This window comes from Pseudomonas sp. Wu6, assembly GCF_019891515.1.
Classification (GTDB): Bacteria; Pseudomonadota; Gammaproteobacteria; order Pseudomonadales; family Pseudomonadaceae; genus Aquipseudomonas; species Aquipseudomonas orientalis_A.
The window spans coordinates 21,551-33,308 of the sequence record NZ_JAFLXH010000002.1 but is presented as its reverse complement, the minus strand read 5'-3'; the positions used below and the strand labels follow the sequence as shown (position 1 = coordinate 33,308).

Below are 11,758 nucleotides of genomic sequence, written 5' to 3'. Positions count from 1 at the left end.
TCAGAACTCTAGCTGCGCGCTGAAATAGAGCACATGGCGATGGTCGTAATTGTTGTCGGGCCAGGTGGTCGGCTGGTTGTCGAGGCGTTGTTGCAGCATGCCGGCCAGCTCCACATTGGTCTTGCCCAGGGCAATACGCTTGGCGACCCGCAGGTCGACCCGTTCGAAGCGATACTCGTTGAGTGCGTCGTCGCCGTAATAGAACAAGGCGCTCGACCAGCCGTGGCCCCATTCACGCAACCAGCCGGCCGAGCCGCTGTTGCGTGCGGTCTGCGTCTTGTCCAGCGGGTTGCTGGCGCTCGCATCGACGTAAGCATAGGTCAGGCGCAGGCGGTCGGCGTCGCTGACGCGCCAGTCGAACTGTGATTCGGCACCGGTAAAGCGCGAGCTGTTGGCGTTGCTGGCGATGTATTGATTGTTGCGCAACGGCGAACTGATCATGTCGGTGATTTCGTCGTAGAAGAGCTTCACATCGACATTCAATCCGAGGTCGGCAAAGAAGCCGTTGTAGCCCAGTTCGCGCGAGCGCATCAACTCTTTATCAAGATTGCCGGGGCCGCGTGTCACCACAAAATATTGCCCGGAATTCTGCCCGTAGACCGGCGAGCTGAGGTTGGTGACGCGATAGCTCCAGTTGACGTTGTTCTCGAACATGTCCGGCGAACGGATCGCCTCGGAGTACACCGCCCGCAGGCCGTGGCGCGGGTTGATCAGGTAGTTGACCGCCACGCGCGGCGTCAGCGAGTTGCCGCTCAAGTGGGTGTCTTCGTACATCGCGCCGCCTTGCAGCAGCCAGTGTTCGCTGGCCCGCCATTCCAGGTGGCCGAACAGGCGCCAGGTGGTGTCGTCCAGCGTCCCGTTGAAGTAGGTGTCGGAGTCGGCGCGGTCGTAGCGGTAATTCATCCCGCTGACCAGGCGCAGGCTGTCGGAGAGGCTGAGGGTGTCTTGCAGCTCCACGTCGTAGCGGCTTTCCGTGGCACTTTGGTCGATATCGCCGCACACGCTCTGGTTGGCGCCGTTGCGCCACTGGTCCAGTACCTGGTTGCCGAGCGCCTGTTCAGCAGCGTTGCCGGGCGGGGCGCTGCCCTGGCTGAAGGTATCCATGTGTCGCGCCAGCCGTTCGGCGTAGTTGGGGTTGAGTTGCCACAACCGAGTCAATTCGGGGCTGAACGAGACCTTGGCGTCACAGGCTTTCCAGATCTGCCGACGGTCCCATTGCTGGGCCGACCCCTGGATATACAGGCTGTGTTCGGGGTTGAAGTCGAAGTTCCAGCGCATCGAACCGGCGTAGTCCCTGGCGTTGACGTCGGAATTGGTACCGCCCTCGGTAATCCCGGCGAATACCGGAGTGTAGGTGTAGGGGCGCTGATTGGTCCCCTCCTTGGCATTCAGTTGCCAGTCGATGCTCTGTTGCGCATTCAACGTCTGGCTGACGGCCAGGCTGAAACGGCTGAGGCGGCGGCTGTCGCGGCGGTCGGCGCCGACGGCATCGCGGTCGAAACCATCGTCCTGCTGCCCTGACAGCGACAGGCGCAGATCGCCGGTTTCCCAGCCCACGCCCTGGCTGGCATAGACATCGTTGATCCCGCGTTCACCCCGGATGACCTTTACCCGCGTGCCCTGGCTGTTGGCCGGTGAGCGGGTGAGGATATTGACCACCGCCATCAGCGCATTGGCGCCGTAGCTGACGGTATTGGGGCCACGAAACACCTCGATACGCTCAATGTCTTCCATGGCGACCGGAATATCGCTCCAGTCCACCGTGGCCAGGCCTGCGCGATACACCGAGCGCCCGTCGATCAATACCTGCATGCGCCGTGCATCGCTGGCGCTGGTGCCGTGGTAGTTCACCGCGGCCTGATTGCCGGTGGTGTAGCCGACCATCATCCCGGGCACCAGGCGTAACAGCTCGGCAATGTCACGCGCGCCGCTGGCCTTGATCAATTCGCTGTCGATCACGGTCATGCTGCCGGGAACGGCGGCGGCCGATTGCTTGAGGCGGGTGGCGGTCAATACCTGCGGCAGCGGCTGGCTGTCGAGAAACAGGTCGTCTGCCGACGCACTGGCGCTGCACGCAAGCACCAGGGGCAGCATCAATGGCAGGGATGAGCGGAGAGGAGGGCCCGGATACACGGCACGGCCTTGATAATTGCGGATAGCCGCCCATGTTAACTGAGGTCAGGCATTTTGCCAGTCGTGAGACTTGCAATTACTTCACTCAAGTGTGGCATTTTCCGACAGGCGCACGAATTCACACGGGGGCTGGCCGCAAGCGGGTCGCCCCGTATAATGCCGCCATCGCCACTGGTATGGATTAACGGATTGCATATGACTGAACAGCGCCCTATTGCGGTCCTGGGAGGCGGAAGTTTTGGTACCGCCGTGGCTAACCTGCTGGCTGAAAATGGCCACGCGGTACGCCAGTGGATGCGCGATCCCGAGCAGGCCGAGGCCATTCGCGTGCACCGCGAAAACCCGCGTTACCTCAAAGGCATCAAGATTCATCCGGCGGTCGAGCCCGTGACCGATCTGCTGGCAACCCTTGCCGACTGCGACCTGTGCTTTGTCGCGCTGCCCTCCAGCGCCTTGCGCTCGGTGCTGGCGCCCCACGCCGAACGTCTGGCGGGCAAGCTGCTGGTCAGCCTGACCAAGGGCATCGAGGCGCAGACGTTCAAGCTGATGAGCGAAATCCTCGCAGAGATCGCACCCCAGGCGCGCATCGGCGTGCTGTCCGGGCCGAACCTGGCGCGGGAAGTGGCCGAGCATGCGCTGACCGCCACGGTGATCGCCAGTGAGGATGAGGCGCTGTGCGAGCGCGTCCAGGCGGTGCTGCATGGCCGTACCTTTCGTGTCTACGCCAGTGGCGATCGCTTTGGCGTCGAGCTGGGCGGTGCGTTGAAGAACGTCTATGCCATCATCGCCGGCATGGCGGTGGCCCTGGAGATGGGCGAAAACACCAAGAGCATGCTGATTACCCGCGCCCTGGCAGAAATGACCCGTTTCGCCGTGAATCAGGGCGCCAACCCGATGACGTTCCTGGGCCTGGCGGGCGTCGGCGATCTGATCGTCACCTGCTCGTCGCCCAAGAGCCGTAACTATCAAGTCGGTTTCGCGCTGGGCCAGGGGTTGAGCCTGGAAGAGGCGGTGACACGCCTGGGCGAAGTGGCCGAAGGGGTCAACACCCTCAAAGTGCTGAAAGCCAAGGCCCAGGAAGTCGGTGTGTATATGCCGCTGGTGGCCGGGCTGCACGCGATCCTGTTCGAAGGACGCACCTTGAGCCAGGTCATCGAGCTGCTGATGCGCGCCGAGCCGAAAACCGATGTCGACTTTATTTCCACCAGCGGTTTCAACTGAGGAACGCGGCATGAACGATTCAAAAGCAGCCCCCAAGTATGAGTCCATTGTGCTGCGCATCCTGTGGATGCTGGTGTTTGCCCTGGTGTGGCAGGTGGCGCAGTTCCTGCTCGGCGCGTTGGTGATTGTGCAACTGATCTACCGACTGATCTACGGCGCGCCGAACCTGGGCCTGATGAACTTCGGCGACAGCCTCAGCCAGTTCCTGGCGCAGATCGGTCGCTTCGGCAGCTTCCACACCGAGCAAAAACCCTGGCCGTTTGCCGATTGGCCAACCCCGCGTGCACCGGAAGGCGAAGCCGCTCACAGCGTGCCGCCGGCACCGCACCCGGTGCGTGACGAAGAGCCCAAGCTATGAAGCTGTGGATTCTGCGCCACGGTGAAGCCGAGGCACACGCTCGCACCGACCCCGAGCGCAACCTGACCGCGCACGGCAAGGCCGAAGTGTTGCGCAGCGCTGCGCATCTGATCGGCCAGCCGCTCGGCGCCATTATCGCCAGCCCCTATGTGCGTGCGCAGCAGACGGCGCAACTGGTGCGCGAGGCGCTGGGCTTTGAGCCGGACATTCGCACGGTGCCGTGGCTGACGCCGGAGGGCAATCCGTTGCAGGTGCTGGAAAAACTCGACAGCGATGACAACGTGCTGCTGGTCAGCCATCAGCCATTGGTGGGTGGCCTGATCAGCGTTGCGCAGCATGGTCATCAGCGCCAGCCAGAACCGATGCACACCGCCAGCCTGGCGGAATTGGAAGGGGATTTCCCGCTGGCCGGGCTGATGAGCCTGGTCAGCGTGAAAAACCCGTAGGTGATATCGACAGGTTGTGCGCGCGCGCGCTGTTTTGTGGCAGGATTAGGGTCGTAATAAAACCAATAAGGACACCCCTATGAGCCTGTGGCGCACGCAACCGAATATCGAACACCTCAATGCGAGTCAGAAAAACACCATCGGTGAATTGCTGGACATTCGCTTCGAAAGCTTCGACGACCAATCCCTCACCGCCAGCATGGTGGTCGACCACCGTACCCATCAGCCCTACGGCCTGCTGCATGGCGGCGCCTCCGTGGTGCTGGCCGAAAGCGTCGGCTCCATGGCGGCCTACCTGTGCGTCGATGCCAGCAAATTCTATTGCGTGGGCCTGGAGGTCAACGCCAATCACCTGCGCGGCGTGCGCAGCGGGCGAGTAACGGCGGTGGCCAAGGCCATCCACATTGGCCGCACGACCCAAGTGTGGGACATCCGCCTGACCAATGACGAGGGCAAGGCCAGTTGCGTTTCGCGCCTGACCGTGGCCGTGGTGCCGCTGGGCGAGCAGCCACCGGCGCGATAGGCATGGCGTGAGTGTCATCATTCCTGGCGGTTACGGTCATTGCCGTAGGGGCCGGGCATGGGGACAATCGAGGTCTGTTCCTGTAGAGCGAGCCGGTATGTCGCAGCCTGTATTTTTCGCCCACGCCAATGGCTTTCCGTCGGCCACCTACGGCAAATTGTTCGACGCCCTGGCCCCGGAGTATGCAGTGGCGCATCTGCCGCAGCACGGCCATGACCCCAGGTTTCCGGTGGACGACAACTGGCAGAACCTGGTGGATGAACTGATCCATCATCTGCAGCAGCAACCGGAGCCGGTATGGGGCGTCGGCCATTCCCTGGGCGGAGTGTTGCATTTGCATGCCGCGATGCGCTGCCCGCAGCTGTACCGTGGCGTGGTGATGCTGGACTCGCCGGTGCTGACCCGCGCGGATCGCTGGGTGATTCGCGCCGCCAAGCGCTTTGGCTTCATCGACCGCCTGACCCCGGCCGGACGCACCCTGGGCCGCCGCGAGGAATTCAGCGACCTGGACGCCGCGCGTGCCTACTTCGCCGGCAAGACCCTGTTTCGCAGTTTCGACCCCGAGTGCTTTGAGGCGTATCTGCAACATGGCCTGCAGCAAATGGGCGACCGCCTGCGCTTGCGTTTTGACCCGGCGACTGAAATCAGCATCTATCGAGGCGTGCCTCACACCAGCCCCGGCCAGGTGCGCCAGTTGAAAGTACCGCTGGCCGTGGTGCGCGGCCGTCAAAGCCGTGTGGTTATGCGCCATCATGCCAGCGGCGTAGGTCGCCTGCCCATGGGTGAAATGCTCACCATGCCCGGAGGCCATATGTTCCCCCTCGAGCGACCCCAGGACACCGCCATGTTGATCAAACAGCTGTTTTCCCGCTGGCAGGCCCGTGAGCGCAGCTGCGCATGAGTACGCCGGTGGAAGAAGTACGCCTGAGCCTGCCGCATATCGAGTTGGCCGCGCATCTATTTGGACCTGAAGACGGTTTGCCGGTCATTGCCCTGCATGGCTGGCTGGACAACGCCAACAGCTTTGCGCGCCTGGCGCCCAAGCTCCAGGGTTTACGCATTGTTGCGCTGGATATGGCCGGCCACGGGCACTCGGCCCATCGTCCGGCGGGGGCCGGTTATGCCTTGTGGGATTACGTGCACGATGTAGTGCAAGTGGCCGAGCAACTGGGCTGGCAACGTTTTGCATTACTTGGCCATTCCCTGGGCGCCATCGTCTCCCTGGTGCTCGCCGGGGCGTTACCGGAGCGCGTGACGCATCTTGGATTGATCGACGGCGTGATCCCGCCGACCGCCGGCGGCGAGAACGCAGCCGAACGGCTGGGCATGGCCTTGCAGGCGCAACTGAGCCTGCAAGGCAAGCGCAAACCGGTGTATGCCAGCCTGGACCGGGCGGTCGAGGCGCGCATGCATGGCGTGGTCGCGGTCAGCCGCGAAGCCGCAGAACTGCTGGCCCAGCGCGGTTTGATGCCGGTGCCGGGCGGCTATACCTGGCGCAGCGACAGTCGCCTGACCCTGGCATCACCGATGCGCCTGACCGACGAACAAGCCATGGCTTTCGTACGACGAGTGAGTTGCCCTACGCAGTTGGTGGTGGCGGCTGACGGTATGGTGGCGAAACATCCCGAATTGCTTTCACGGCTGCCCTTTACCGTTACGACGCTGCCGGGTGGTCATCATTTGCACCTGAATGACGAGCCCGGTGCGGTTCTTGTTGCAGACTGTTTCAATCGGTTCTTCTCCACGCCTTGACTTGACGCGGTCAACTGCCGAGGCTGGGCGGATTGAAAGGGAGTCAACCATGCACCATCTTCAAACCGCTGCGACCCTCCATGGCCACGGCTCAGTGATCCGATGAGCCTGGGTAAAGGATGTTTACGTGCCGTTGGGCTGTGCTGCTTCAGCCCGCTCGTGTTCGCCGCCGATGTGCCGGGAAGCCAGGACTTGCCGGCCATTGCCCGCCAGGTGGACGCGCAGATCGTCGACTATCGCCCCGCTGAAGACCGCGAACGCATCTACCCCATGGGCGCGATCCGCAAGATCAGCGGCCAATTGCGTTCCGAAGGCCAGGCCACCGCACGCGGTCAAACCACCGCGATCACCTACGAACTTCCTGCCGAACACAGCTCCAGTGCCGCCTTTACCGCCACCCGCGAAGCCTTGCAGGCCAAGGGCGCGCAGCTGCTGTTCTGGTGCCAGGCCCGCGATTGTGGCGAAAGCAGCCTGTGGGCCAACGAAGTGTTCGGCAATGCCAAGCTGGTAGGGGCCGACGGCCAGCAGGAATACCTGCTTTTACGTCTGGCGGCTCCGCAGGACAATACGCTGGTGGCGCTGTACGGCATCACCCGTGGCAATCGCCGCGCCTATCTGCATGTCGAGCAGATGGACGCCAGCACGCCGCTGGGGAGTCTTCTGCCCACCTCGGCAACGTTGTTGCGTGAGTTGAAAAGCACCGGTGAGCTGGACTTCCCCACCCTCGGTGCCGAGCCTGATGACACGTGGCTGACGTTGATCTCCAGGGGGTTGAACCTCGACACCACCTTGCGTGTCAGCCTGTCCGGTCCCAATGCCGAAGCCTGGCGCCAGGGGCTGATCGACAACGGTGTGCGCGCCGCACGCCTGGAAAACAGTCCGGGTGACGCCGAGGGCCTGCACGTGCGTCTGATACGCTAACGTCACTGGGCGAACGGACCCGCGCCGTTCGCCTAAGCTCTCTTCTACCGACTCTTTTCGAGATACCCCATGCTCAATAACGATCGCCTGCTGGTGCAAATCCTGCTGCTGGTGCTGTTTGGTGCCAGCTTCTGGGTCATGGCGCCGTTCTGGTCGGCGCTGTTCTGGGGCGCGGTGCTGGCATTCGCGAGCTGGCCGCTGATGGTACTGCTGACACGCGGGCTGGGCGGTCGCGAATCGCTGGCGGCCGGTATCCTGACGCTGGGCTGGATGTTGCTGGTAGCGCTGCCGCTGGTGTGGCTGGGGTTCAACCTGGCGGACCATGTGCGCGATGCCGTCGTGCTGATCAAGGATATCCAGGTCGACGGCCTGCCCGATGCGCCCGCCTGGCTGGGCTCGATCCCGGTTATCGGCGAGCGGCTGGTGGCGACATGGGACAGCATCGACCAACAGGGCGCGGCGCTGATGCTCAGCATCAAGCCGTACCTCGGCCAGGTCGGCAACTGGTTGCTGGCGCGCAGTGCGCAGATTGGCGGCGGTATCCTCGAACTGACCTTGAGCCTGGTTTTTGTGTTCTTTTTCTACCGCGACGGGCCGCGCCTGGCGATGTTCGTGCATCGGCTGCTTGAACGCCTGATCGGCGACCGTGCCAGTTATTACATCGAACTGGTGGCCGGTACGGTGCAACGGGTGGTCAACGGCGTGATCGGCACGGCTGCGGCCCAGGCGGTGCTGGCGCTGATCGGTTTCCTGATCGCCGGGGTGCCCGGTGCGTTGCTGCTGGGCGGCGTGACGTTCCTGCTCAGCCTGATTCCCATGGGCCCGCCGCTGGTGTGGATCCCGGCCACGGCCTGGCTGGCGTGGAAGGGCGACTACACCTACGCGGTGTTCCTAGGCGTATGGGGCACCTTCATCATCAGCGGTGTCGACAACGTGCTCAAGCCATACCTGATCAGCCGTGGCGGCAACCTGCCGCTGGTGATCGTGTTGCTGGGCGTGTTCGGCGGCTTGATCGCGTTCGGTTTCATCGGCCTGTTTATCGGCCCGACCTTGCTCGCGGTGGCCTACAGCCTGTTGACGGACTGGAGCGCGACCCAGGCCCAGGCGCGGCGCGAAGACAAGCCGCTTTAAGCCCTGGGCAGCCACATCACTGCGGTCAATCCGCCGCCTGGCGTGTCTTCCAGGCTCAGGTGGCCGCCGAGGCGCTCGACCGCTTCCCTGGCGATCGTCATGCCCAGGCCGACGCCGCCGGAATTACGGTTGCGCGAGCCCTCCAGGCGAAAGAACGGTTCGAACACCGCTTCGCGCTTGTCGGGGGCGATGCCGGGGCCATGGTCAATCACCCGGATCACCAGCGCCCCGCGGCTGTCCGCCAGTTCTACACGGGCTGAACCTGCATAGCGCAGGGCATTGTCGATCAGGTTGTTGAGGCACGAACGCAATGCCATGGGCTGCACCTGCAAGGGCGCGCAGGTGCCGCCCACGTGCACATCGCTGCCTTGGTCCTGGGCGTTTTCGCTCAGCGATTCCACCAGCGCCTGCACGTCGAGCCAGTGTCGGGTCTCGCTGGTGCGCTGTTCATGCAGGTAGCTCAAGGTGGCGTCGAGCATGCCGATCATGTCGTCCAGGTCCTGGCGCATCTGACCTTGCAGCCGGGTATCTTCGATCTGTTCCAGGCGCAGCTTGAGCCGCGACAGCGGCGTGCGCAGGTCATGGGAGACCGCCCCGAGCATGCGCGCGCGCTGGCTGACCTGTTCGCGGATGCGCCTTTGCATCAGGTTGAAGGTCGATGCGGCCTGGCGCGCTTCGCGGGGCCCGGATTCTTCGAGGGGCGGGCTGTCGAGGTCAAGACTCAAACGCTCGGCCGCCGCGCTCAGGCGCTGGATCGGCCGGCTCAGCAGCTTGGCGCCGTACCACGCGGCGATGATCAGCGAGATGAATTGAAACGTCAGCGGCACCACCGGGCCACCGAACCAGGGACGGTGAGGCTTGACCAGCGGCTTCATCGAGCCATCCGGCTGCTCGACGAAGGTGTCCTGCGGCGGTGGCGGTGGTGGGCCGTAATGATGGAACCAGAAAAACGCCAGCAGATGCGCGAGCACGATGGCCACCAGCAGCACGCCGAACAGCCGCCCGAACAACGTATTGAAGGTGGCGCGCATCAACCGATATCCCGCGCGTCGAACAGGTAGCCTTCGCCGCGTACGGTCTTGATCAGTTGCGGGGCCTTGGGGTCGTCTCCCAGTTTCTGGCGCAGGCGCGAGACCAGCAGGTCGATGCTGCGGTCAAAGGCTTCGATCGACCGGCCGCGCGCGGCATCCAGCAATTGCTCGCGGCTCAATACGCGGCGCGGGCGTTCGATGAACACCCACAGCAGGCGGAATTCGGCGTTGGACAGTGGCACCACCAGGCCGTTGTCGGCCACCAGTTGGCGCAACACGCTGTTGAGCCGCCAGTTGTCGAAGCGAATATTGGCGCGCTGCTCGGTACGATCATCGCGCACCCGGCGCAGGATGGTCTGGATACGGGCCACCAGTTCGCGCGGTTCGAACGGTTTGGACATATAGTCGTCGGCGCCCAGCTCCAGGCCGATGATCCGGTCGGTCGGTTCGCAGCGGGCGGTGAGCATCAGAATCGGAATGTCCGATTCAGCCCGCAGCCAGCGGCACAGGGTAAGGCCGTCTTCGCCGGGCAGCATCAGGTCGAGCACCACCACATCGAAGGTTTCGCCTTGCATGGCCTGGCGCATCGCTGCGCCGTCGGTCACACCCGTGGCGAGAATATTGAAGCGCGCCAGGTAATCGATCAGCAATTCACGAATCGGCACATCGTCATCGACGATCAGCGCGCGAGTGTTCCAGCGCTTGTCGTCGGCGATCACCGCGCCTGTGTGCGCATCGTTTACCGGGACGGAAGGAGTATGCATAGTGCGATCATCTGCCTGATTGTTACGGTCAGCATAGGCGCCCAGCCCCATGGCTGGAAGTGCTGGACGGTCGGTCATGCGGCGAGGCTAGCGGTGGGGCATGTTGGGGGCATGTCGTGAATGTATCGACTTTGAAACAATGGCCGCAAACCTGGGCCAATCCACGCAGAATCAGTATTTACCGATCATCGGATCCCGCAACGGCGCCGCTTGCGCTACAATCCGCGCCGATTTCGACTTGCCTGAGAGCCCATTCCAATGTCCGTCTGCCAGACTCCTATCATCGTCGCCCTGGACTACCCCACCCGTGACGCCGCACTGAAGCTGGCTGACCAGTTGGACCCCGCGCTTTGCCGGGTCAAGGTCGGCAAGGAGCTGTTCACCAGTTGCGCGGCGGAAATCGTCGGCACCCTGCGTGACAAGGGCTTCGAAGTGTTTCTCGACCTGAAATTCCATGATATCCCCAATACCACCGCCATGGCGGTCAAGGCTGCGGCCGAGATGGGCGTGTGGATGGTCAACGTGCACTGCTCCGGTGGCTTGCGCATGATGAGTGCCTGCCGTGAAGTGCTGGAGCAGCGCAGCGGGCCGAAACCGCTGTTGATCGGGGTGACTGTGCTGACCAGTATGGAGCGCGAAGACCTAGCCGGTATCGGCCTGGATATCGAGCCGCAGGAGCAGGTGCTGCGCCTGGCGGCCCTGGCGCAGAAAGCCGGTCTGGACGGCCTGGTGTGTTCGGCGCTGGAAGCCCAGGCGCTCAAGACGGCTCATCCGTCGTTGCAACTGGTCACGCCAGGCATTCGTCCGGCGGGCAGCGCCCAGGATGATCAGCGTCGTATTCTGACGCCGCGTCAGGCGCTGGATGCCGGTTCGGATTATCTGGTGATTGGCCGGCCGATCAGCCAGGCGGCCGATCCGGCTAAGGCGTTGGCGGCGGTCGTTGCTGAAATCGCCTGACCCCAGCCGGGCACTGAAATGTGGCAGGGGGATTGCCTCCTGTCTTGGTCCGGCAGCCTGTAGCTATCTTACTGGTGCTCCACGATTCAATGTGGGAGGGGCGGTGCGACGATTCGACTTGCCCCCGATGGCGGCCTCAGGATTGGCTAGTATTTTGGATCAGACCGAGTACATATCCGTTATTCAGGTCACGGCTGCTTAGGGTTCCGCCCTGACGGCGGCTCACTTTTGAAAAGCGCAAAAGTAAGCAAAACGCTCTTGCCCCACCACTCGGCACCTCGCCTAGGCTCGGTGTGCCCTCTCTCCGGCTTGAATCCGTGGGCCGCCGCAATGGGCCATCCCTGGCCCAGTGCGGCTAACCCGGCGTCCTGCCGGGTTACCCACGGATTCAAGCCTGCGTTCGGCCAGCGTGGTTTAACGGGGCGCCTAAGATCAAAAGCAGATCAAGAGCGGCTCGCTTCGCATCGTGGTTACGGGTGGGCGCGGCTGCGTTGTGTAGGAGCGAGCTTGCTCGCGAAAAA

General features: G+C 63.2%; 12 protein-coding genes. 9 read left to right on the top strand and 3 right to left on the bottom strand.

Annotated elements, in window-relative coordinates; all coding sequences use genetic code 11:
* Complete coding sequence (locus tag J1G34_RS01330) at positions 1-2,133, bottom strand: TonB-dependent receptor plug domain-containing protein (RefSeq protein WP_122464274.1); 2,133 nt, start codon at positions 2,131-2,133, stop codon at positions 1-3.
* Between the two features lie 195 nt (positions 2,134-2,328).
* Here J1G34_RS01330 and J1G34_RS01325 point away from each other — a divergent pair, with 195 nt between their 5' ends.
* The 8 genes from J1G34_RS01325 (at position 2,329) to J1G34_RS01290 (ending at position 8,485) form a co-directional block, all read left to right on the top strand.
* Positions 2,329-3,354, top strand: a complete 1,026-nt coding sequence (locus tag J1G34_RS01325; protein WP_065884257.1) for an NAD(P)H-dependent glycerol-3-phosphate dehydrogenase — start codon at positions 2,329-2,331, stop codon at positions 3,352-3,354.
* A 10-nt stretch (positions 3,355-3,364) separates the two neighbouring features.
* Positions 3,365-3,712 carry a DUF4389 domain-containing protein gene (locus tag J1G34_RS01320; protein WP_065896341.1) on the top strand — a complete coding sequence of 116 codons (348 nt, stop codon included), beginning with the start codon at positions 3,365-3,367 and terminating at the stop codon, positions 3,710-3,712.
* Positions 3,709-4,158, top strand: a complete 450-nt coding sequence (gene sixA / locus J1G34_RS01315; protein ID WP_128875624.1) for a phosphohistidine phosphatase SixA — start codon at positions 3,709-3,711, stop codon at positions 4,156-4,158. The genes J1G34_RS01320 and sixA overlap by 4 nt, the downstream gene beginning before the upstream one ends.
* A 79-nt stretch (positions 4,159-4,237) precedes the next feature.
* The gene (locus tag J1G34_RS01310; protein ID WP_065894798.1) at positions 4,238-4,681 is read left to right on the top strand and encodes a hotdog fold thioesterase; all 444 of its coding nucleotides are present in this window, start codon (positions 4,238-4,240) and stop codon (positions 4,679-4,681) included.
* 97 nt (positions 4,682-4,778) lie between these two features.
* Complete coding sequence (locus tag J1G34_RS01305; protein WP_065896340.1) at positions 4,779-5,582, top strand: alpha/beta fold hydrolase; 804 nt, start codon at positions 4,779-4,781, stop codon at positions 5,580-5,582.
* Positions 5,579-6,433 carry an alpha/beta hydrolase gene (locus J1G34_RS01300; RefSeq protein ID WP_065894800.1) on the top strand — a complete coding sequence of 285 codons (855 nt, stop codon included), beginning with the start codon at positions 5,579-5,581 and terminating at the stop codon, positions 6,431-6,433. Before J1G34_RS01305 ends, J1G34_RS01300 begins: the two co-directional genes overlap by 4 nt.
* A gap of 102 nt (positions 6,434-6,535) precedes the next feature.
* Positions 6,536-7,354 carry a DUF4892 domain-containing protein gene (locus J1G34_RS01295; protein WP_065894801.1) on the top strand — a complete coding sequence of 273 codons (819 nt, stop codon included), beginning with the start codon at positions 6,536-6,538 and terminating at the stop codon, positions 7,352-7,354.
* Positions 7,355-7,423: 69 nt separating this feature from the next.
* Positions 7,424-8,485: an AI-2E family transporter gene (locus J1G34_RS01290; RefSeq protein ID WP_222993100.1), complete on the top strand. Its 1,062-nt coding sequence runs from the start codon at positions 7,424-7,426 to the stop codon at positions 8,483-8,485.
* On the opposite strand, the gene J1G34_RS01285 is transcribed toward J1G34_RS01290, so the two are convergent.
* Positions 8,482-9,516, bottom strand: coding sequence for a sensor histidine kinase (locus J1G34_RS01285; RefSeq protein ID WP_128875623.1), 1,035 nt, complete (start codon positions 9,514-9,516; stop codon positions 8,482-8,484). The two genes, J1G34_RS01290 and J1G34_RS01285, sit on opposite strands and share 4 nt — an antisense overlap.
* Entirely contained in the window at positions 9,516-10,280 is a 765-nt protein-coding gene (locus J1G34_RS01280; protein ID WP_065894814.1) for a response regulator, read from the bottom strand. Before J1G34_RS01280 ends, J1G34_RS01285 begins: the two co-directional genes overlap by 1 nt.
* A 258-nt stretch (positions 10,281-10,538) precedes the next feature.
* On the opposite strand from J1G34_RS01280, the gene pyrF reads away from it, so the two are divergent.
* A complete protein-coding gene (gene pyrF / locus J1G34_RS01275) occupies positions 10,539-11,237 on the top strand; it encodes an orotidine-5'-phosphate decarboxylase (RefSeq protein WP_065894803.1) in 699 nt (232 codons plus the stop codon).
* The last annotated feature ends 521 nt before the right edge of the window (positions 11,238-11,758 follow it).

Excerpts from the sequence above, each read along its gene's own strand:
- J1G34_RS01325 (WP_065884257.1), top strand. The coding sequence starts at position 2,329 with ATGACTGAACAGCGCCCTATTGCGGTCCTGGGAGGCGGAAGTTTTGGT.
- J1G34_RS01320 (WP_065896341.1), top strand. The coding sequence starts at position 3,365 with ATGAACGATTCAAAAGCAGCCCCCAAGTATGAGTCCATTGTGCTGCGC.
- sixA (WP_128875624.1), top strand. The coding sequence starts at position 3,709 with ATGAAGCTGTGGATTCTGCGCCACGGTGAAGCCGAGGCACACGCTCGC.
- J1G34_RS01310 (WP_065894798.1), top strand. The coding sequence starts at position 4,238 with ATGAGCCTGTGGCGCACGCAACCGAATATCGAACACCTCAATGCGAGT.
- J1G34_RS01305 (WP_065896340.1), top strand. The coding sequence starts at position 4,779 with ATGTCGCAGCCTGTATTTTTCGCCCACGCCAATGGCTTTCCGTCGGCC.
- J1G34_RS01300 (WP_065894800.1), top strand. The coding sequence starts at position 5,579 with ATGAGTACGCCGGTGGAAGAAGTACGCCTGAGCCTGCCGCATATCGAG.
- J1G34_RS01295 (WP_065894801.1), top strand. The coding sequence starts at position 6,536 with ATGAGCCTGGGTAAAGGATGTTTACGTGCCGTTGGGCTGTGCTGCTTC.
- J1G34_RS01290 (WP_222993100.1), top strand. The coding sequence starts at position 7,424 with ATGCTCAATAACGATCGCCTGCTGGTGCAAATCCTGCTGCTGGTGCTG.
- J1G34_RS01285 (WP_128875623.1), bottom strand. The coding sequence starts at position 9,516 with ATGCGCGCCACCTTCAATACGTTGTTCGGGCGGCTGTTCGGCGTGCTG.
- J1G34_RS01280 (WP_065894814.1), bottom strand. The coding sequence starts at position 10,280 with ATGCATACTCCTTCCGTCCCGGTAAACGATGCGCACACAGGCGCGGTG.
- pyrF (WP_065894803.1), top strand. The coding sequence starts at position 10,539 with ATGTCCGTCTGCCAGACTCCTATCATCGTCGCCCTGGACTACCCCACC.